The sequence below is a fragment of the Nitrospira sp. M1 genome, assembly GCF_965152605.1.
This window is the reverse complement of sequence record NZ_OZ224217.1, coordinates 1,842,274-1,863,949: the sequence shown is the minus strand read 5'-3', so window position 1 is coordinate 1,863,949 and position 21,676 is coordinate 1,842,274. Positions and strand designations below refer to the sequence as shown.

General features: G+C 48.1%; 23 protein-coding genes. 11 read left to right on the top strand and 12 right to left on the bottom strand.

The window, feature by feature from the left end; translation table 11 throughout:
* The 11 genes from ACWHX8_RS08565 to ACWHX8_RS08515 form a co-directional block, all read right to left on the bottom strand.
* Positions 1–684: a hypothetical protein gene (locus ACWHX8_RS08565; RefSeq protein WP_447971534.1), complete on the bottom strand. Its 684-nt coding sequence runs from the start codon at positions 682–684 to the stop codon at positions 1–3.
* Between the two features lie 273 nt (positions 685–957).
* Positions 958–1,560, bottom strand: a complete 603-nt coding sequence (locus ACWHX8_RS08560; RefSeq protein ID WP_447971533.1) for a toxin-activating lysine-acyltransferase — start codon at positions 1,558–1,560, stop codon at positions 958–960.
* 383 nt (positions 1,561–1,943) lie between these two features.
* Positions 1,944–2,423: a hypothetical protein gene (locus ACWHX8_RS08555; RefSeq protein WP_447971532.1), complete on the bottom strand. Its 480-nt coding sequence runs from the start codon at positions 2,421–2,423 to the stop codon at positions 1,944–1,946.
* 113 nt (positions 2,424–2,536) lie between these two features.
* A complete protein-coding gene (locus ACWHX8_RS08550) occupies positions 2,537–2,884 on the bottom strand; it encodes a hypothetical protein (protein WP_447971531.1) in 348 nt (115 codons plus the stop codon).
* Positions 2,823–3,107, bottom strand: coding sequence for a hypothetical protein (locus ACWHX8_RS08545; protein ID WP_447971530.1), 285 nt, complete (start codon positions 3,105–3,107; stop codon positions 2,823–2,825). The genes ACWHX8_RS08550 and ACWHX8_RS08545 overlap by 62 nt, the downstream gene beginning before the upstream one ends.
* 334 nt (positions 3,108–3,441) lie before the next feature.
* Entirely contained in the window at positions 3,442–4,425 is a 984-nt protein-coding gene (locus tag ACWHX8_RS08540; RefSeq protein WP_447971529.1) for a right-handed parallel beta-helix repeat-containing protein, read from the bottom strand.
* 271 nt (positions 4,426–4,696) lie between these two features.
* On the bottom strand, positions 4,697–5,062 hold the full coding sequence (locus ACWHX8_RS08535; protein WP_447971528.1) for a hypothetical protein: 366 nt from the start codon (positions 5,060–5,062) through the stop codon (positions 4,697–4,699).
* A 631-nt stretch (positions 5,063–5,693) separates the two neighbouring features.
* Positions 5,694–6,350, bottom strand: coding sequence for a class I SAM-dependent methyltransferase (locus tag ACWHX8_RS08530; protein ID WP_447971527.1), 657 nt, complete (start codon positions 6,348–6,350; stop codon positions 5,694–5,696).
* 17 nt (positions 6,351–6,367) lie between these two features.
* Complete coding sequence (gene ligA / locus ACWHX8_RS08525; RefSeq protein ID WP_447971526.1) at positions 6,368–8,407, bottom strand: NAD-dependent DNA ligase LigA; 2,040 nt, start codon at positions 8,405–8,407, stop codon at positions 6,368–6,370.
* Positions 8,408–8,581: 174 nt separating this feature from the next.
* Positions 8,582–10,468 carry a hypothetical protein gene (locus tag ACWHX8_RS08520; RefSeq protein ID WP_447971525.1) on the bottom strand — a complete coding sequence of 629 codons (1,887 nt, stop codon included), beginning with the start codon at positions 10,466–10,468 and terminating at the stop codon, positions 8,582–8,584.
* A 158-nt stretch (positions 10,469–10,626) separates the two neighbouring features.
* Entirely contained in the window at positions 10,627–11,571 is a 945-nt protein-coding gene (locus ACWHX8_RS08515) for an AAA family ATPase (protein WP_447971891.1), read from the bottom strand.
* A 269-nt stretch (positions 11,572–11,840) separates the two neighbouring features.
* Between ACWHX8_RS08515 and ACWHX8_RS08510 the strand changes: the two genes are divergently transcribed.
* The 11 genes from ACWHX8_RS08510 (at position 11,841) to ACWHX8_RS08460 (ending at position 21,134) form a co-directional block, all read left to right on the top strand.
* Positions 11,841–12,485, top strand: a complete 645-nt coding sequence (locus ACWHX8_RS08510; RefSeq protein ID WP_447971524.1) for a LysM peptidoglycan-binding domain-containing protein — start codon at positions 11,841–11,843, stop codon at positions 12,483–12,485.
* 378 nt (positions 12,486–12,863) lie between these two features.
* Entirely contained in the window at positions 12,864–14,360 is a 1,497-nt protein-coding gene (gene trpE, locus ACWHX8_RS08505) for an anthranilate synthase component I (RefSeq protein ID WP_447971523.1), read from the top strand.
* A 93-nt stretch (positions 14,361–14,453) separates the two neighbouring features.
* Entirely contained in the window at positions 14,454–15,035 is a 582-nt protein-coding gene (locus ACWHX8_RS08500; protein WP_447971522.1) for an anthranilate synthase component II, read from the top strand.
* A gap of 39 nt (positions 15,036–15,074) precedes the next feature.
* Entirely contained in the window at positions 15,075–16,094 is a 1,020-nt protein-coding gene (gene trpD, locus ACWHX8_RS08495; protein ID WP_447971521.1) for an anthranilate phosphoribosyltransferase, read from the top strand.
* Entirely contained in the window at positions 16,091–16,939 is an 849-nt protein-coding gene (gene trpC / locus ACWHX8_RS08490) for an indole-3-glycerol phosphate synthase TrpC (protein ID WP_447971520.1), read from the top strand. Before trpD ends, trpC begins: the two co-directional genes overlap by 4 nt.
* 260 nt (positions 16,940–17,199) lie before the next feature.
* Complete coding sequence (locus tag ACWHX8_RS08485) at positions 17,200–17,424, top strand: type II toxin-antitoxin system HicB family antitoxin (RefSeq protein WP_447971519.1); 225 nt, start codon at positions 17,200–17,202, stop codon at positions 17,422–17,424.
* On the top strand, positions 17,424–17,663 hold the full coding sequence (locus ACWHX8_RS08480) for a type II toxin-antitoxin system HicA family toxin (RefSeq protein ID WP_447971518.1): 240 nt from the start codon (positions 17,424–17,426) through the stop codon (positions 17,661–17,663). Before ACWHX8_RS08485 ends, ACWHX8_RS08480 begins: the two co-directional genes overlap by 1 nt.
* A gap of 127 nt (positions 17,664–17,790) precedes the next feature.
* On the top strand, positions 17,791–18,441 hold the full coding sequence (locus ACWHX8_RS08475) for a phosphoribosylanthranilate isomerase (protein WP_447971517.1): 651 nt from the start codon (positions 17,791–17,793) through the stop codon (positions 18,439–18,441).
* An 88-nt stretch (positions 18,442–18,529) separates the two neighbouring features.
* Complete coding sequence (gene trpB / locus ACWHX8_RS08470) at positions 18,530–19,723, top strand: tryptophan synthase subunit beta (protein ID WP_447971516.1); 1,194 nt, start codon at positions 18,530–18,532, stop codon at positions 19,721–19,723.
* Between the two features lie 36 nt (positions 19,724–19,759).
* Positions 19,760–20,560 (top strand): tryptophan synthase subunit alpha, encoded by an 801-nt coding sequence (trpA, locus tag ACWHX8_RS08465; protein WP_447971515.1) that lies wholly within the window; start codon positions 19,760–19,762, stop codon positions 20,558–20,560.
* Positions 20,561–20,924: 364 nt separating this feature from the next.
* On the top strand, positions 20,925–21,134 hold the full coding sequence (locus ACWHX8_RS08460) for a hypothetical protein (protein ID WP_447971514.1): 210 nt from the start codon (positions 20,925–20,927) through the stop codon (positions 21,132–21,134).
* 216 nt (positions 21,135–21,350) lie between these two features.
* On the opposite strand, the gene ACWHX8_RS08455 is transcribed toward ACWHX8_RS08460, so the two are convergent.
* The gene (locus ACWHX8_RS08455; protein ID WP_447971513.1) at positions 21,351–21,527 is read right to left on the bottom strand and encodes a hypothetical protein; all 177 of its coding nucleotides are present in this window, start codon (positions 21,525–21,527) and stop codon (positions 21,351–21,353) included.
* Positions 21,528–21,676: the final 149 nt, after the last annotated feature.

Below are 21,676 nucleotides of genomic sequence, written 5' to 3'. Positions count from 1 at the left end.
TTATCTCCTTTTAAAATCGAGTCTTGATAAACTGTTTGCAAGTCTGTTTTTTGCGTAAATAGAACTAATTCTTTGCCCATCAAGCATTCCATCTCCAACAGTTTTTAACCACTCCAACACGCTTTCAATCTTCCCCTCCGTCACCGGCTCATCCGTGATTTCCAGCGTAATGCGTTTGAGCGACACCCTAGGTCCAAACGTGGCCGCAAGATTCTCCGGCTCCACTTTCTGCACCGTCTTGGGATCAGTGATGCCCATGAAGGTCACGAGTAGTGGGTAATGGGAGAGTGGAATATCTTGCTTCAATCTCGACTTCGACAAGACCGCAAAACGCTCGATCCCTCGTTGTGGCAGATGCTCAGCGAAGATGTTGACCGCATTTGTTTTCGGACCACTATCGGGAGGTCCACCTGACAGCAACGCAAACAGGTAGCGGTTTCCTGGCAGCTCCACAAATGCCGCTTCCCCTCGCGCCCCAAACTGCAAGGGATACCCTAAGCCCTGCGTAATCGGATCACTTTGACCGACACTCACCTTCACCACACTCGAGCCGGTATAGATCTGACCATCGACTTCCACTTCTAACGTCATCTTCTGATGCCAGGTGTACGGAATCAAAAAATCCTTACAATAAGCCAACATCGCCACCAGCATGACTCCTACAACAATTAGCCCCCACTTCATCGTGCCCTCCTCGCAAAACGGGTCAGCTTCATTCCAGCAACTCGTAAACGCATTGATTTATATGACCAACTAGTTCCTAAATACTCTTCACCCTGGCTTCCTTGATCACACTTTGCGCCTCCATGAGTCCATCAACCCTGGTTGTTCAGCGTTACCCTTACACACGATCGTCCCAATTTATTCATCCCTGTTTTTCGTGTGTCCTCAGCTCGAAGCTTAACGAAGGGGCAAAGAACATCGCCCCTTCGTCAACCCTGCATGTGATCTCTACAGTTAGGCTTTCGCCGATTCAGCTTCCGTCGCTTCTGTTTTGGGAGGTGCTGTGGGAAGTTCCCGGAAATATTTTCTCAGTGTCTTGCCTTGAAACACCGTCTCCTCCAACTTCTTCACCAACGCCTGGCTCGCTTCTTTCGGAGCGACGACGGCTAAGAGCCAAGGGATATCCCCGCTTTTCCAGTCTTGCGGTGCAAGACGAAAGGGTATGCCGGCTTGCTTTTGTGCTTCAAGTTTCTTATCTACCTCTTCCGAGACATATGCCCACATGGCGAGGCCTAAAGGAATCGTCAAGCCATCTTGATCTTTGAGTTTCCCGCGTACACTCGTCACCTGATTAGTCATTAACGCGGGAATGACCAACCATTCCAGATCCGCCAAGCTCATATGCTTATAAAGAGGTGACCGACTCAACAGCGCCACGATCTCGCCGAAGGCCAGAGCCGTCTTATTCACGCGGGCCTGCACATCACTGGATGTCGGCTGAGCCTTCGTCGAGGTATTGGACTTCATCATCTTATCTGTGGAGTCGTTCATGTTTGTCGGGCTCTCTGTCATCTGGGGTTCGACCTGCGGTTCATGTTGTTGGGTTGCAATGCTCATGGGGTTCTCCTCGTAAAAGAAAGTGAAAGGTTCAATGATCAATGAACGAGCGTGACGGACCATCCGTCGCGCCTCCGAGCATCATCCAGGATCTTGAAGCCCTTACACCATTCCTCATTTGAAGGGGAGGCCCAGAAAAAGAAACGCCCCCAACGGCACGAAACCATCAGCAGTCGTATAAACTGCAAGGAATCAGTACAAACCGACATCCTTCGCAATTACCATTCCACGGCAAGTCCATCGACTTCACTTGCTTTCTAAGAGCCTAACATGCCTCCCTCATTGTGAAAATCCACCACACCCAATCAGCAACACCTCGCCGCCTCACGTCTCGTTATCACTTCGCACAATATGCACAAATATCAATTATCATGTCTGACCCCTTAATCGTAACAATCGTAACCGCGCCCACCACCTAGCGAATGACCGGTTAAGGTGGCGGATCCAGTCAGTGGATCACTGTCCTGGGTTTCCGTCACGGCCTGATAGAACTCGGCTGCAAGTTTCGCCTGTTCCGTACTTGAATCCCCTACTCCCGTGCTATATCCATTCCAAAGATCCGATCCTCCATCATCAGAATCGCTATACCAATCTTGGACCCACTCTGGAAGTAACAAGTTATCCGTGCCGCGATAGGAAATAATGGTCTCCGACAGGCCAGTCTCCGGATTAGTCCACTCATACGCCACGGCGTAGAAGCCGGCGTTCACTTCAGAGCTATTTACATTCGAGTTCGATCGCCCTGAAATTGTCGCTGTGCCAATTTGTGTTCCAATTTCGTCGCTCAGGCCTTCTATGCCAGCATTGTAACCACGGTTATAAGAATCCATTGATAAAATAGCGAGAAATAAATCTTTGGTCATGTGCAGTCTCCTATCCTAAAAGAACCTGTACCTAAATTATTTGAAAGCTCATTATCCATAATTGCAACACTAGTGCTCCCATTCAGCCGTGCTCTTTTTTTCCGTAAAGTGCACTACCACCCCAACACCTGTTCAATCTCCCCCTCCGTCACCGGCTCATCGGTAATTTCCAGCGTAATGCGTTTGAGTGTGACACCCGGGCCAAACATTGCGGTCAAATCATCCGACTCCACTTTCTTCACTGTCGTTGGATCATGAATATCCGTGAAGGTAACGAGTAGGGGGTAATATTCCGGAAGCACCTCTCGCTTCAGTCGTAAGCTGGATAAGGCGGCAAAAAGTTCTGGACTTCCCTTTGGCAACAGGTCACGAAACACATTAATCCCAATATTGCCGAGATCACTCCCATGTTTCCCACCATTCAATAAGGCAAACAGATAGCGCGCCCGGTAAGGCCACATACGCCGCCTCCCCGCGGCTGCCTTTTTGAAGAGGCGACCCCAATTGGCTAGTAATGGGATCACTTCGCATCACCCCGACCGACCCCACACTTGACCCCGTGTACAGCTGGCCATCGACCTCCACTTCGATGGTCATCTTCTGATGCCAGGTGTACGACGTAAGAGAGCAATAGGCCAGAATACCGGCAAGCAATAGGCCCATGACAATCAAAGCCCGCTTCATCGAGCCCACCTCGCAAGACTGGATATCTTCATTCCATCAACTCGTACATGCATCGATTTGTATGACCAACTAGCTCCGACAAACTCTTGCCTCAGTCCTTCCCTGACCACCATGAGTCTATCCCTCCTGGTTCTTCATTTTCTCCTCATGGCAGGGCTCACGGTCGACTTCAGCACAGAAAAACGACCTTCTTCATGACTTTAAATTCACTCACTCTTAGTTTTTTATTCTATGGTACAGAGCACCCCCTTACTTTGAAGTAAGGGCCTGATTCCTAATCTTCAATGAATTAACCGGTTGACCAAAAACTAACATTCACTTTTCAATGTTCCGGTCAGAGACATGTTGGCTGACTAAACCGTTTAGGTAGAGTTTTATGGGAATTCTTGTCATGTTGCATTTGCTGCATCCATTCCTTGAGGGTCAAATGAATAAAATTGCCCTCCCTTCCTAGCCCAAATATTTTATTCGTCGTTCGCGCATGCCAAACATTATCATTAGAATAGAGAGTGTCGAAAAAATGGGACCAATTGGGAAGAGTGAAGAGTGATTTGTTGTGACTGAACATAACATTTCCGATCATCGTCCAATCTTGAGTACGTACATCAAGTTTTTGCCTTGATTCCCAGTTGATCATGCTTCGGACTTTTGATCCAGTAATCTGTATCGGATACTCTTTATTATTCGCAAACACATTATTTCGTAACATAATGCGTCGCCCAGTATTGACCTGAAACCCATGTCGTTTATTGTTACACATCCTACTATTTTCAATTCTTATGGGGCCTGGACTTGCTTCAATTTTGAGTCCATCCGTTAAATTCGCACATAGACAAGCCCTATTAATGATAATGTCACTATTGTCTGTATCGAGCCACAACCCACGCGTCATATTGTTTGATGCGATAATGTTATTGTAGGTGGCCTCGTGTATATGCAAGTGTTTAATTCCTCCTGCATCCCATCGAAGAAAATTGCCTTTCACTCCTCGCCAATTATTAAACCTAATCGAGTCATGTTCGGACAATAAGGATTTTATCCATATGCCCTTCCACCCAATACCACCATTATGGTGCATGATATTTCGACGCGTGGTGACATTCCGAACTCGAGAGAATCCTAATCCTGCCCAATTATTCAACACGAAGCGATTATCTTCAATGAGAATATTTTGGGAACCAGAAATGTGCACGGCTCCATGTTGAGCAATTGCGGAAGCACTATGTTGAAATTGCAACCCTTGTATTACAAAATTCTTAAGTCGAGACACTCTGACTAGTTGCGCCCGCGTGGCGACTTCGATAATCGATTTACCCATGATCGTTCCCTGCGGGGTGATATATATACAGTTTTCGTCTTCTCTGAGACATAAAACCTATTGGGGCGCAAATCTGACAACGTGAGAACTTGTTCTAAACGTTTCCCATTAATAAGAATCATTTCTTTTCGTTGAATGATCGGGTTAATAGGAAGTCGCTCATGCCATATGCTTGGCAACGGTTGCAGCCCCCACGTATATGGCCACGAATGTGTATAAATATTGTTGGACGTCTTCTTCCAGTTGCGCCAAATATCAGACCCTGAGATGATCACCTTATGCGTTGCGTTTTCAGTGCACGCATAATAATTGGTGGTCCACTTTTCTGTTGAGGGAGCCCAATTTCAACTGTTTCACGATAGATACCTGGGTAAATGAGAACTACCGTACTGACTCCTTTATGACGATTGAGCATCGCTAATCGCACGGCTCTGGAAATCGTCAGTAACGGCGAAGTATTCTTTAACCCCGAATTCTTATTGTTCGCGTTGGGATGACGGTTATTCACGTGAATTGTTTGATCAGCGCTCACATGACTTAACCAATTGGGTGCTCCTGGAGCCGCGAACGAGGCTTGAGATTGAAGCAAGACCAACATGATGCCAAGGACACCAACGATCAAATTTTTCGCGAACATGATATTTGTCAAATGGTCGTGAGGGTCCTGTGCAGGGCAAGTGCCTGCTTGGACACGTGACGGCATATGACGACTTGAAGTCTCCGTCATCAAAATTGGCGCCCCCAAAGTTCATCAATGAAGTTCTCGCCAATACATGTGGGAAATCGCGTCTTGAAATCATGTGTTAGTCTCCTTGGTTGAGGTGGCGCTGCCTCACTCCGCTGTGACAGCTACGTGATACCAATGATGCTTCAGTGAAAAACTTCAAGATAGGAGAAAGAGAAAGTACCGTCTCCGATGGATAACATGGGGGATGACAAGAAGGTTCTACTGTTGGTTAGACATTAACCAAAAGAGCAGAATGAAATTTCACGAGTCGCAATCAGGGATTTTTTAAAAAAATTGAATACGCGAAGAGAATGTTTTCGCAGGGTTGTGAACACAGATATTTGCTACTCACATTACTTAACTTATTAATTCTCCCACTATTTCTACTTAAGTCACGAAGTATTTTCCTATGGTGATTGGTCAAATATCCTACCCATGGGCTCAACCGATTTTGAGAAATAGCAATGAATGTTATAAAAATGGAAAATATTGGAACCCAAACTACGAAAAAGACAAAACCTTACAAGAGAGGCTTAGATTGCTACTTCTTAACCAGGTAGATATCAAAGCGGTGTTTCCTGGTTTTAATTGACGTATGCGGTGTCATCTTTGCTAGAAAACCGGCGTAGGCGGGACGTTTAACGACTACTCGTTGTAGGGCAACTGATAAGGCCATGCTCAATAACTCATCGGCATCTTCATCCGGTCCCGCGATTTCTTGGAGCATTCTCATGTCTTTTTTTACGAGTGCTGATTTTTCTCTCTGCGGAAACATCGGGTCGAGATAAATGACTTCGGGGTCAAACGGGACATGCAACAGGGCTGTCCGACTATCCCCGCACGTGAGTGAAAGTTTCTCTGTGATCAATGTGCCAATCTTTTCATCATGCATCGCACGACGCAACGCATCGTCAAGCCATCCGGCAACGACCTTGGACCGTTCGATCATATGCACCTGACAACCCAGCGTTGCCAACACAAAGGCGTCACGGCCTAATCCCGCTGTGGCATCCACAATATTTGGTCGATGCCCCTTCTTCAGCCCTACAGCTCGACTAATCGCTTCCCCGCCGGCATGTCCATACTTTCGACGATAGGCCGTCTTCCCGGACACAAAATCGATGACAATCGGTGTAATCGCTGGATCAGCTTGATCAATCAAAGCCAATTGCTCTCCTTGCATATGCAGGCAATACATAGACAAAAAACGTGTGGTTACGACTGACTGCCAAGGAGTTTCACAAAATCAGACTCCTCCAACACCGTCACGCGTAGGGCTTGAGCCTTGTCGAGTTTCGAGCCTGGCTCCGTTCCTGCCACAAGATAATCAGTAAGCTTACTCACACTCCCCGTGACGCGTCCACCAAGCGATTCGATTTCCTGCTTGGCTTGTTGTCGAGAGAAACCCTGAAGCGTTCCAGTCAGCACAAAGACTTTTCCTGCAAGGGGTTGATTGCTTGCGAGAGGAGAGGTCTCCAGAACTTCAACGGTAACGCCTAAGTCTTTCATCCGCTCCAATACGATGAGATTTCGGGATTCCTGAAAGAAACTTTCCACACTCGACGCAATCTCTGGACCAATTTCATGTATCTGTTCAAGGTCTTCTTTTTTTGCCTCTCGTAGCTTTTCCAACGCTCCAAAATGCTTGGCTAACACTTGGGCAATGTGAGCGCCAACATTCCGAATACCCAGACCAAAGATGAATCGTGGCAAAGGCGCCTGTTTGCTCTGTTCGATGCCTTCCAATAATTGTGAGGCGGACTTCTCGGCAAACCCTTCTAACGATAAGAGTTGGTCTTTGGTCAATGTGTAAAAATCCGATAGGTCTTGAACAACACCTTCATCGACTAACTGCGCCACCGTCTTTTTTCCGAGTCCGTCGATGTTGAGAGCTCCCTTAGACACATACAGTTCGAGTGAGCCTTTTAATTGCGCCGGGCAAACGGTTTGCCCAGTGCAATAGAGAATGGGGCCTTCTTGAATCGTGTGGGAACCGCACACAGGACAGGTTGCTGGAGGATTAAAGGGGGCTGAACGAATTTCCCCAGGAACGTCGACTCGTGCGACCACATCGGGAATCACATCCCCTGCCCGTTCAACCTTGACGGTGTCGCCGGGGCGAATGTCTTTACGCGCGACTTCATCAATATTATGAAGTGACGCTCGACTGACTGTGACACCGCCAATGTCAATAGGGTTCAACATGGCAATCGGCGTGAGGGCTCCCGTTCGTCCAACCGAAACCATGATTTGATGGACTTTTGTGATTTCCTTCCGTGGAGGAAATTTAAAGGCCACCGCCCAACGCGGACTTCGTGATTTTTCTCCAAGCGCCTGTTGCCAGTCATAGCGATCGACTTTCACGACAATCCCATCGATTTCAAACGGTAACTGATCCCGTTGGGATTCCATGTCCGTATGAAAGGCAATGACATCATCAATGGAACGACACCGCTGTCGATGGGCGGGAATAGGCAAACCCCACTCCCCGATCATTGAGACAGCGTCCCAATGCGTGGACGGACGTTCACCACCTCCCAGTTTCAGGTCGTAACACGTGAGAGTGAGTGGCCGACTGGCCGTAAGCCGAGAATCTAACTGTCGCAGTGAACCTGCGGCAGCATTTCGCGGATTGGCAAACGGTTCTTCACCCGCTTCTGTCAGACGTTGGTTGAGTAGATGAAAGTCCGTGAGCGGGATATACACTTCACTGCGAATCACCAGTCGTTGCGGAACAGTTGTCGCATTGAGTAATTGCAGGGGAAGTGAACGAATCGTTCGCAAATTTACCGTAATATTTTCTCCGATCCGTCCATCACCACGTGTCGAACCGCGAATAAAGGTTCCAGAGTCATACACCAGCTCGACCGAAAGACCATCATATTTAGGCTCGACAGTATAGTCGATGGTATCGACATCCAGTTCACGACGAACCCGTTGATCAAACGTTCGAACATCCTCAACCTTCACATGGGAGTCAAGGCTGAGCATGGGATATTCATGTTGAACTTTCTGGAACTTATCAAGAGGTGCGCCTCCGACTCGTTGAGTCGGGGAATCAGGGGTGACCAGGTCAGGAAACTGCGATTCAAGATCGTGCAGTTCTCTGAAGAGCTGATCGTAAACTGAATCAGAAACCTCCGGTTGGTCTTTCAGATAATACAAACGATCGTGATGTTGAATCTCTTCACGAAGTTCATGCAGTCGAGAAAGGACGTGTGGGGGAACCTCTTTGGGACTGTTTGAGAGCGTCACAGTGTTCTCATTGATGTAGTGAAGTTCGAACAGATACGTTCTAACAAAGAATGTTCATGTATCTCCCCTACCCCTCTCCTTATAAATGGGAGGATCGTGAAAGATCGAAGGTCAGAAGATTTCAGAATAGTATATTACGTCAAGAAAGCCCAGCAACTCCTCTGCTTGGGATAATTACTCGCGGATAAATTGAGAGGCGTAACTACGAATATCATGGCCGTTCAGGACATGAAATCGACGTAACCGATTGACCGTCTGACCTGAAAAGCGGCTTAAAGGAATGGGTATCAATTTTCGTCCAAATTTCCTTGCGATGTGACGCCATCTAGCTTTCGGCGGAACTGGCGAAACAACTGCGACATAGGGCTCTTGCGAATGACGACAGGCTCCGGCAAGCAGTCGTTCTTCCAACGTTCGCGTAAAGTCGAGTTGCCGGTCCGTCCAAATATCTGGGATCGGCCTGGGAGGAAATAAAAACATGGTCCCACCATATTGGGACTGCCCGATTCCTGGGCCAACCATATTGTCTAAGAATGGTGTTGCAAAAAAGCACAGCGTCGATTCTTCTGCATGTTCCGCGTACCACGTCGCCTGCCAGGTAAACTTTTCAGTATCAGCCGGAATTTCAAAGAGAAACACGATCACTTCAAGTGTCCCACGGGAGGGCGGAATATCTTTCACATAAATTTCGAGATTCCGTGATGTCGAGGTCATGGAATGTCGTAGTGTTTCACGCACATCAATGCCGTCGCGCAGCGACGTCGTGAACTTTTCCGCTTTCGCCAACTCGGCCCCCAAAAGAGATTTGGCTTGCTGACGCACATGCGCGGAAAACGATTCAATTTTATCGTCTTCCGGTGGCCAGGAACATTGACCAAACGGATTCCATTGAAAGGCCCAATTGCGTTTCTTCTGTTTGGGCGGTGCCGGTCGCAACGACAGGGATTTCCATTCGAGTAGTTCCCCGGCTAAACGGTTTTTCACCTTCGCCACCGTTCCATCTGGAAACTGCACTTCTCCGAGTCCTGCAGAAACCAACGACTGGCTCCACGAAGGCGCGACACCTTCTTGAAATCGATACTGCTTAGCAGTATCCAAAAGCGTGAGAGCAAACTCATCACCAGCCAATTGCTTGGCTGCCAGGACTAAGGTGTACAGGTCAGGAGTCAAGCGACGATGCAAGAGAGAGAGATTTCTGACGTATTGTAGATACATCTGCAATAACTGCGGCGTGACCCAATTCGACTCTTGCGTACTGTTGGCATGCCAGGTACTGAGCCAATGGGACCGTGTTTCCAACAGCAGCTCTTTGATGCCATCGATTGACAGATGCATGTCAGACCTGGCTTCCTGCCGACGCGTTTCATACAACTCCGTGACAAACGGTAGTTCGCCCAATACAAAATAGAGCGACTCAGCCTGCACCGAACAGGACTCCGGTCTTCCGTGCAGTGTGTCAGGCGTTTCATAGGCTGCACGATTTTGGTAGGCGGTTCGGATCCAGGGCCAATCATCCAACGAACAGAGGCACAGAACCGATTCATAATACAATTCTAACTCATGGAGGCGAAATGCCATCCACGCAATACGTTGCCAAGGTTGACTCCCCACCACAGGCACGGGAAGGGAGGGCAGCATAGCCGCTCCATACGAAGCCAAGGAAACGTGTTTGAGCGCATAGGGATCAGCGGTGAGATACGCGGAGGGCTCATAGATTGACACCTCACGGTCAATATAGGCCCGGGGAATACCTTCGTTGAGCGCCACACGGATCCCCATGATCACGGCTTGACACGGATCGATGGGGATAGAGGAATACGTCACGTGATCTTGGATCTCTGGAAGAAGGACAAGTTGGATGTGTGGCAGATGTGTAATGGCTGTTTCCACCGACTCCTCTACGGATGGTGGGAGAGGAATGGCGAGACAATCCACCTGTTTGCTCAGGAGGTATTCCCGAACTTCTTGAGCCACATCACCGCTACCATGACGAATCGGCAACAGCCTAATGCGCGGCGATAAGTGAAAGACAGCTTCGACCTTGTCTGTATCTAGACGCATAATCAATGTGTCATGAAGGCAGATACGAGCTAGTAAGCTGAAACGTGGCTCGTTGCTCGTCCTTCGTTGCTCGTTTAAGAAAAAACGTGAAGCGTGAAGCAAAAAACTAGAAACGAGTTGCGAACGACGAGAGACGCTTTACGAAAGACGGATTCTTCTTACGAATCAGGATGGAGAGGATGACCCTCATCAAAGAAAAAATCGCCTAACCCCCTGGGCGTCGGCTCATTGCCAATGGCGCGGCTTCGGTGACGGGCCAGCGAATCCAAGTCTAAGGCTTCCTGCCCCAGTACTTTAGTGAGCGCTTCGGTCCACGCCTCGTCTTGCCCGAGTGGGTGCGAGGAATCTTGCGCTAATCGCTTCAACGCAAATTGCACCATATGAATCCCATCACGAACCGAAAACTCTAAATCAAGTTCATGGGCTTTTTGCAAAAAGTCAACGGTGAGACTCAGGATTTCAGCAGGAGCAAACGGGAGATGGTATTGCAAAATAGCGAGTTCATGATCGCGTGCCGGAAATTCCACCTTTAAGGTCGGTTGCAACCGCGAGAGGATATAATCTGGAATCTCATAGGTGGAGGCATCTTCATTCATCGTGATGCAACATCGAAAATTGTCATGCGCCTTAATTTGAATACCCGCAATCATGGATTCCACACTCCGGCGATAATCAAGCAACGGAGCGAGAGACGCCCAACTTTTTTCATTCATGCGGTTGCCTTCATCTAAGAGACAGACACTTCCGGTCAGCATGGCCGTAACCAGGGGAGAGGCTTGATAAGCGATAGCGCCCCCTTCTGAAATCACGGGAGAGACCAGAAGATCTTCCGGCCTCGTATCGGCCGTACATTGAAAAATATACAGCTCCTGTTTCTTTTCTTTAGCCGCGGACATGGCCAGGGTAGTTTTCCCCACGCCAGGCTGCCCGGTAATGCGTGGAGATAACGGCAGGTCGCGTGGATCAACGACCAACCAACAGGCCAAGAGTTGTTGCAACAATTCACGATCCCCGATCCATTCCTGATTAAGTGGAATCGGTTGAGCTAATCGAAGCGAAACATGGTCAACGACCTGTGTCCGAGATGTAGGAGAGGGATTCATCATGAGCTGTGGCGCAACAGGAAAGTACGAGATGAAGATCGGTAGTGACAAGCAAAATTAGCATAGGAAATTTCTATGGGTCAAACGTCTTCGTTCAGGCCCTGTTGCTCGAACATTTTTAGGTCGTGTATGTTTGACATTACTTACAACCCACACTATTCTTTTATGTGAGTGCCTTCGTTCAGGCTTCGACTATCACTACGACAGGACATGACTAAGGTCTTTGAATCAGGACTCAAGACCATGGCTTCAACATTGGAGGAATGTGCATGATGATATCACCTGTGATCTGTGAAACACTACGCTCTCGCATGTCTGGCACCGTGAAACAGACACTGCACATCATAGGTAGCGTGATGGTCTTTGGCGGGCTGTTGAGTGGATGCGTCAGCAGCGAAAAATATGAAGCGGAAAAAGCCCGAGCCCTCAATTTTCAACGGCTCCTGGCTCAGGAAGAAAAACGAACCGGTGAAGTCAACGAAAAATATCAAGAAGTCCAACGAGAACTGACGTCCTTAGAATCACAAAACCGCGACCTGACAGCTGAACTTGATGCCGCGCGTGATCAGTTTACCAGTACGCAAGATGAGTTAACCCGACTACGGGATGGAAAAATTGACGACGTCAAATCTGACGATCTCACACTCTCCGAGCCTTCCATTTCAGAATTCGGCCTTGAAGATATTGAATTTAAAGATTCCGACTTTGCCGATATTGGAGGCGATTTAAGCGAAGACTCCATGGCCACCTCCATGATGGATGGGACAACGCAATCACATACCGTTGCGAAGGGTGAAACCTTATTTAGTATTTCACGCCAACATGGGGTCAGCGTGAACGACCTCAAAGACTGGAATAACCTCCCAGGAAACTTGATCACCCCAGGACAAAAACTTATCGTCAGCCGACCCTAAGGCCAACCCTCTAAGGATAGTCCTGCCCCTTACGTCGTCCTGGATGCCTACGAACATCTTCTAGCCCCTGTTGAAGGTCATCTTGACCTCACTGGGGCTTTCTCTTTTCTTCTGTCCAACCATTGCAGCCGACACGTCTATTCATGGGTCTGTTGAAAAAAGCCGCCAGCGGCGTTCTCGCCATTTTGCCGTGCTCACGTATAACCAGTACGCTCCGCGCGTCAAAATGGCTGTGGCCTTGCTGGACGGACTTTTTTGAACCGACCCGAGGCTTCTGGCATCCAACACATGCTCGAGGAATATTGCAGCTCGATATCAGCATTACTCAACACTCTCATTCATTGATTTTAAATCAAATCGTGTGCTACCGTCTGATCGATGAAAAAACCTTATTATTCAGTAGGTTTTGAAGAGTTTTGCGAACTCGCCAATCAAGGAAACTTGATTCCGCTGTATCGTGAAATTTTCGCTGATTACGAAACTCCTGTCTCAGCATTTTCTAAAATCAATACTGGCTCCACAGCCTATTTATTTGAAAGTATCGAAGGTGGTGAAAACTGGGCACGTTATTCATTCCTTGGCAATCAGGCGAAGCTTGTCATGTGGGAACACAACGACGAAATGATCATCAAGGAGGGAAAGCGCATCACTCGCCTGCCAATCGGAAGCAACCCGCTTGAGCACATTGAACGGTTATTAGCCCCCTATCAACCGGTTGCCGTCCCAGGCCTCCCTCGATTTCTTGGAGGCGCGGTTGGATACCTTGGCTATGATGTGGTGCGTTCCTTTGAACCAATTCCTGAAGTCCCCAAGGACGACACGCGCCTGCCAAAGCTGGCGTTTTTACTCACCGACACCCTCGTTATTTTTGATAATATTGCTCACACGATCAAAGTCGTTGCAAACGCCCACATTACCAATCACACGAAAACGGCACTCAAACAATCCTATATCGAGGCCAAACATCGGATCGATCACATGATCGACCGGCTCAAGAAACGTGCGCCACGTTCCAAGCCGCAGGGTCGACGCACTCCCTTGCGATTTCAGTCCAATATGAGTCGCGAGCATTTTGAAAAAATGGTGATTCGGACCAAAGAATACATTCAAGCTGGAGATATTGTGCAAGGAGTTATTTCTCAACGATGGCAGACCACCATCAAATCCAATCCCTTGGAAATTTACCGTGCCCTACGCGTGATTAATCCGTCACCCTATATGTTTTATTTACGCATTGCGGGGGTTGAACTCGTTGGGTCGTCACCTGAGGTCCTAGTCCGATGTGAAGATGAGCAAGTCGTGGTGCGTCCCATTGCGGGAACTCGACGTCGCGGGACAACCAAGGAACACGATCAGGCACTTGCAGCCGAACTGCTTGCCGATGCCAAAGAGCTTGCCGAACATATTATGCTCGTCGACCTCGGGCGGAACGATGTGGGGCGGATTGCTCAGACCGGCTCCATAGTCGTTGACCCATTTAAAACGGTAGAACGCTATTCCCATGTGATGCATATTGTTTCGCAGGTCACCGGAAAACTGGCGCCATCCAATTCCGCATACGATGTCATGAAGGCCTGCTTCCCGGCAGGAACCGTTTCGGGCGCACCAAAAATCAGAGCCATGCAAATCATTGAAGAATTAGAACCTACGCGACGTGGCCCCTACGCCGGCGCCGTCGGGTATTTTGGATTCTCTGGGAATATGGACACCTGCATTAACATTCGAACGGTAGTCATTAAAGATCAACAGGCATATATCCAAGCTGGCGCCGGCATTGTGGCTGACTCTGACCCAGCCAGCGAGTATGAAGAAACATGCAATAAAGCCGGAGCAATGATGCGCGGGATCGAAATGGCGGAGCAAGGACTCGATTAAGAACGTAAAGAGGACGGCGTAAGGAAATATGAAAATACAGAGACATCTTTCACGACGCTTCACGTTTCACGTCTGACGATTCACGGAATTCATATGTTACTTGTCATCGACAATTATGATTCTTTTACCTATAACGTCGTCCAATATCTTGGAGAGTTGGGCGCGGACGTTCACGTCTATCGAAACGACAAGATTTCAATTCCAGAAATTGAACGATTCGCCCCTGAACGGCTGTTGATTTCTCCCGGGCCATGTACACCCAACGAAGCCGGCATTTCGGTTGAAGTCGTTCGACATTTCGCAGGACGACTTCCCCTGCTTGGTGTCTGCCTTGGACACCAGTCACTGGCCTATGCATTTGGTGGTGAAATTATCCGTGCCGAACGATTAATGCATGGTAAGACTTCGAAGATTCATCATGATGGGAAAACGCTGTTTCACGGACTCCCCAATCCGTTTGAAGCCACACGCTATCATTCATTAATTGTGAATCGTCACACATTGCCCGACGGCTTCGAAGTCTCTGCAGAGACCGTCGAAGGCGAAATCATGGGGATTCGCCATAAAGATACGGAGGCCGAAGGGGTACAGTTTCACCCCGAATCCATTCTGACGACATCTGGCAAAGATCTTTTTCAGAATTTTCTTCGTATGACGGTACCCATAAAAAAATAGGAACACGAAACCCTCTGAAGTGAACACGAAAGTACGCCCATGATTAAAGATGCCATAGCCAAGCTGGCGGAAGGGACAGACCTTTCCGAAAAGGAATCCACAGAGGTGATGCTGCAGATTATGCAGGGAGAGGCGTCGGACGCACAGATTGCGGCCTACCTGATGGGCATGCGAACCAAAGGGGAATCCGTCGAGGAAATTAGTGGGTCCGTGCAAGCCATGCGGAGTCTGGCGTCGCGAGTGCCTACCGCAGACCCGATGACTGTTGATACCTGTGGAACCGGTGGCGATGGTGCGCACACGTTTAATATTTCGACGGCTGCAGCATTTGTGGTTGCCGGTGGTGAGATGACCGTCGCCAAACATGGGAATCGCTCGGTCTCATCACGATCAGGAAGCGCCGACGTGCTCCAGGCTTTGGGAGTGGCCATTGACCTTCCAAGCGAACGCGTGAGTGAATGCATCAACGATGTCGGAATCGGCTTCCTCTTTGCCCCGCTGTATCACGGAGCGATGAAGCACTGTGCGAAGCCGCGAGCAGAACTGGGTATTCGCACACTCATGAATATCTTGGGCCCCTTATCCAATCCTGCAAATGCCTCTATTCAAATATTGGGTGTCTACGACAAGACCTTGACGGAAAAGCTTGCCCAAGTCCTGATACGGCTAGGCACACAGCACTGCTTCGTCTTACATGGACTCGATGGCCTGGATGAGATTACCTTAACCGACCAAACCTATATCTCGGAAGGGAAAGCCGGCCGAGTCTCAAGTTACACCATTAGTCCAATAGATTTTGACCTCTCCGTCGTGAAAAGCCAGGAACTCGCTGGAGGCACACCAGAAGACAATGCGACCATTATTCAACAAATCCTACGCGGACGAAAAGGGCCGAAACGGGACATTGTCTTGCTCAATGCCGCCCCCGCATTTGTCGCCTGCGGGAAAGCCAAAACGTTGAACGAAGGCTTCCAACAAGCGACAACCGTACTTGAAAGCGGAGCGGCCTATGAAAAGTTAGAAAAACTCATTCAGTACACACAACAACATGCGCCATGATCCTTGATCGAATTCTTGACCATAAAAAAGCCGAGTTGCGCCACAAACAGAGTCGTGGCTATATCACTGAACTCAAGGGACGGATCGCCGATCGTTCCACGCCCATGGGGTTCATCGATGCCCTTGAAGCTGGCATGACAGATGACGCTCCGGCGTTGATTGCCGAAATCAAAAAGGCCTCACCCAGCCAAGGTCTGATGCGTCCTGAGTTTCAACACAGGTTTGATCCCGTTGACATTGCCAAAACGTACCAAAGAGCTGGAGCGTCAGCCTTGTCGGTCCTCACCGATCAAGAATATTTTCAGGGATCCTTAGAGTATCTCGCGTCCGTCAACGATGCGGTGACTCTCCCAACCTTAAACAAAGAGTTCATGCTTGAGGACATTCAATTCTATGAGGCTCGAGCCTATGGTGCCGATTGCGTGCTGCTTATCGTTGCGGCCCTGGATCGCATTCAGTTGCAAGACCTCTACAGTATTGCTCAAGGAATGGACTTAGACGTCCTCATCGAAACACATGATGAACGCGAACTGGATACGGTCCTTGAACGCATACCCGAGGCAAGACTGATTGGGATCAACAACCGTAATCTGAAGACGTTTTCGACAGACCTTGGCGTGACGGAACGCCTAGCCAAGCGTATTCCCGTGGACAAACTGATTGTCAGTGAAAGTGGCATTCACACACGTGACCATGTCATCAAAATCAAAGATGCCGGCGCCAAGGCTATGTTAATCGGAGAGTCACTCATTCGAGCCAATGACATAGAAGGGAAAATCTCCACGCTTCTTAATCGAACTGCAACTACGTCAGAATCCCTTGATTCACCTGTACGCTGGGTCTAATCGACAAGGATAGAAAAATGATCAATGAACGAAAACACGATGACGTAGGGATTGAAGCCGAATGACAAATACATTCAGCGCCGAGCATAAAAACCTCCTGTTTTATTATCATATTTATCAAAACCGGAATGCAGTGTACACTGAGTCTTACTTGAAGGTCTGTCGTTGACTACGGTATGGGGAATAGAAAAAGCAGAAAGACATCCTCTGTCTTATTCATGTTTTCATGAGTAAAGTACAGAGACAAGGAGAACATCCTCATGAAACAATTCAAAATTTTAGTGGAAAAACACCCTGATGGGTATGTGGCGTATCCGCTTGGCCTTAAAGGAGTGGTAGTTGGTCAGGGAGACAGTTATGAAGAAGCCTTAGCAGACGTAAAATCTGCCATTCGCTTCCATATCGACACCTTTGGAATGGACGTCCTAGAGATAGACCCTCCTGTGCTTGACGTATTTGTTGCGGAGACAGGTGTGGCCATCTAATGGCTAAATTTCCTGTAGACGCTCAAAAAAGAAGAGTGATAAAAGCTTTAGAACGATTAGGATTTCGTCTTGTGCGGGAACAAGAGCATATTGCCCTGGTACGAACCAATAATGATGGCTCCCAAACGCCTCTCACGTTGCCAAATCATTCTCACATAAAAAGCTCGACATTGAGGACTATTTGTACGCAAGCAGGGATTCCAAGAGACGATTTCTTAAAGGCCTTCGAGAATTCTTGAAAACCGTTGATGAATCCTGTTGAAATGAGTCAATTTGGAAACATGTGTTGCACGTTTACGTTACATAGATCACGTGCTTGCTCAACTCGTTTCACTCCAAACAAACCAAAAGACTCGCCTGCTAGACATGACTTTCACCAATAGTAATTCCTCCATCAAAATAAAAATTTGCGGCATTACCAATGCCGAAGACGCGCAGGTTGCGGTCGACGCCGGCGCCGATGCGTTGGGATTTATTTTCTATGCACAAAGCCCGCGTTTCGTAGAGATTCAAACAGTCAAATCCATCGTCGATCAACTACCACCATTCGTCTTGCCCATTGGGGTATTTGTGAACGAAGAGCAGACAATGGTTCAAAATATTATGGATGCATGCGGACTGGCACTGGCTCAACTCCATGGCGATGAAACCCCGGTATATTGTGAAACCCTGGGGCATCCAGTACTAAAGGGTATTCGATTACGTGATCGCAGTAGCTTCTTAGCACTTGCTGAATATAAAGGTCGTGCAGGGGTGAGAGGCTTTCTGCTGGATGCCTTCTCAGAAACCGCATATGGAGGAACGGGCTCAGTGGCTGACTGGGACTTGGCGGCTGAAGCGGCCAAGGCAGCTCCCATACTCTTGGCGGGGGGATTGTCTCCTGAAAATGTCCAGGACGCGATTCAAAAAGTTCACCCGTATGGAATCGATGTCAGTAGCGGCGTCGAAGCCAGTCCAGGGAAAAAAGACCATGCCAAGGTTCACGCCTTCATGAAAGCCGCTCACCTTGTCTCCTAACCAGGTCCCTCGTTATACTCTTGACCGGAACAAATTAAGTATTTACGAGATACGCTTCACGAACGACGAGATACGTTTGTAATTTATTATGACTATGATCCCTGACGCGCACGGACGCTTTGGCAAATATGGGGGACGGTATGTCCCTGAGACACTCATGCCGGCCATCCTGGAGCTAGAGCAGGCCTACAACAAAGTTCGAAAGGATCGTGAGTTTCAAAAAGAATTTCAAGACTATCTGAAGCAATATGTTGGACGCCCGACTCCACTCTACTTTGCTAAACGGCTCACCAAAACTCTCGGTGGAGCCAAAATCTATTTAAAGCGAGAAGATCTCTGTCATACCGGTGCTCATAAAATCAATAACACCGTCGGACAAGTGTTATTGACACGCCGAATGAAGAAGCAACGCGTGATTGCGGAAACCGGTGCCGGGCAACACGGCGTAGCCGTCGCCACCGTCTCCGCCATGTTTGGATTGGATGCTGAAATTTACATGGGAACCGAGGACATGGAACGGCAAGCCTTGAATGTCTTCCGTATGCGCTTGCTGGGGGCAAAGGTCACCGGAGTCGATTCGGGAAGCCGCACGTTAAAAGATGCGATTAATGAAGCCATGCGCGATTGGACAACCAATATTAAAACCACACATTATCTTCTCGGCTCGGTATTGGGTGCTCACCCTTACCCGATGATGATTCGAGATTTTCAATCTGTGATCGGTCGTGAAGCGCGCAAACAAATCCTCGCAGCAGAAGGCAAATTACCGAATTCGTTAGTTGCATGTGTGGGTGGTGGCAGTAATAGCATTGGATTGTTTTATCCATTCCTCAAAGATACCAAAGTTCAGATGGTGGGGGTGGAAGCCGGGGGAACAGGATTGGCGAGCGGAAAACATGCAGCTCGGTTCTCTGGTGGAAAACCTGGAGTCTTACATGGCACGATGACCTATCTACTTCAAGATCGGCATGGGCAAGTCAATCTCACGCATTCAGTGTCTGCAGGGTTAGACTATCCAGCTGTAGGCCCGGAACACAGCATGTATCATGATACTGGTCGGATTCACTACACCTCGGCATCGGATAAGGAAGCCCTGGCCGCCTTTGACCTGCTGTCACAAGAAGAAGGCATTATCCCGGCACTCGAAAGCGCTCATGCCGTGGCTGAAGTCATAAAATTGGCTCCAACGATGAAAAAGAGTCAAATTCTTGTCATGAATTTATCAGGAAGAGGCGACAAAGACGTGCAGCAAATTGCCCACATGCGTGGCATTCCTCTGTAAATCATTTCTTTGCGGTTTTAAACGAGATACGCACTTATGAGTAATCGCATACAAGAGATATTTGACCGTCTTGGCAATCAAGGGCAAACGGCCCTCATCCCATATATTATGGCGGGAGACCCTTCCTTGCCTATCACGGCATCACTGGTTCTGGAACTTGAAAATGCTGGAGCGGACCTCATTGAACTGGGCGTTCCGTTTTCCGATCCTATTGCGGATGGTCCCGTGATACAGAAAGCCGCAGAACGGGCATTACAGTCTGGCACCACACTCACTGGCATCCTCTCAATGGTCAGAACTCTTCGAACCAAAAGCCAGATGCCATTAATTTTAATGATGTACTACAACACCATTATGGCTATGGGCGAAGAAGAGTTTTGCAAACAGGCCGCTCAGGCTGGAATTGATGGGGTTATTGTTCCAGATATGCCGCCAGAAGAATCTGACGCGTTATGTATGGCATCGATAAAAGCCGGAGGACCAGTGGTCATTTTCCTCTTAGCGCCAACCAGTACCACGTCTCGACAAACCGAAGTGATCAAGCGTACCAAAGGTTTCATTTATTATGTGTCGATTACGGGGATTACCGGATCGAAACTCAGTGACATGAAGAGTGTGAAAGCGAATGTGCGAAACATTCAGAAAACATCTCGTACACCGGTGGCCGTGGGGTTCGGCATTTCAACACCAAAGCAAGCCAGGGAAGTCTCGGAATTTGCTAATGGCGTGATTATTGGGAGTGCGCTGGTGCAACATGTCAGTGAATACCAGAAAAATCCAGATCCGCTGAAAGTTATTCGTAATTTTGTTCGAAGCCTAAAGCGCGGCATTCAATGAAGTATCAAGAACATATGCCCACGCACATACTATAGCGAAACCAAATAACTTCCAACCGAATGTACATCATGTACACAGCGCAACAACACACGTCGTACAGACGGAAGTAAATTGGAACGGCTATAGCACAACCATAGATTCTGCCCCCTCCTCCAATCAAGAAATCATACCCTGCCTAAATTTGCCTAGAGAAATACGAATTTTCCTAGTTCTGCTCATTTTCAAGACCTACTGGCTTCCTAAACAGTTGTTTTCCAATAAATCGGAGCTTGAGATATTCCTCACCATACCTGGCATTGCTTTTGTATATATTTGTACCTATCGCAAACATCATCTGGATATGACCGTAACCGAAGGAGCGACCTTGTCTATATATGACTCAGAATATTTAGACCCTGAAGATGAAGACAAAGCCGTCGAGATCAGACTGGATGACGTGGTGTATCGAAACGATGATGATAGTCCGGCGGTGGTACTTTCAATTAAACGAACCTGCTCACTCAGCGGGGAAACAAAAGTTGGCCATGTAACGCTTGGCCACGAAAACACCCTTCGCCTCTACCTAGAAAACTAGACCCGCTATAAGAGAATCTGCTACCCGCACACTCGACGAAAAATTAGCATTTTACTTTAAGTTTAATATTACCTCCATAAGTTCCTTGACTTTGAGAGTGGAACTCATCTCATCTCAACTTCCATTCTTACAGTAAAATCTAATGCAATACATTAACTTCAGGTGGAAGCAAATTCATCTGCGACTACGCTTCGAACGAACCATTGAGTATGAGGATTACTTGGGTGAGACTGAGGTCGGAGAAGCATGCGTCCGAAGACATGCTTCACACTGTGAAATGCCAAGCGTCTCGGAGATATAAAACACCGAAAAATGCTCAACTCCACACACATCGCAGACAACCGGAGTAGCGCGTGTGGCAGGTGGAATCCAACGAGCAGGACGATAGTTCATAATACGAAAGGTACCTCCTTTTAGATTACAGTACCTTTCGGTTCGTAACAGGAAATTATTAAGCCTGAAGTTACGTTTCTCAAACAGAAATATTGCACTCTATAGCGAAACCAAATAACTTCCAACCGAATGGACATCATGTACACAGC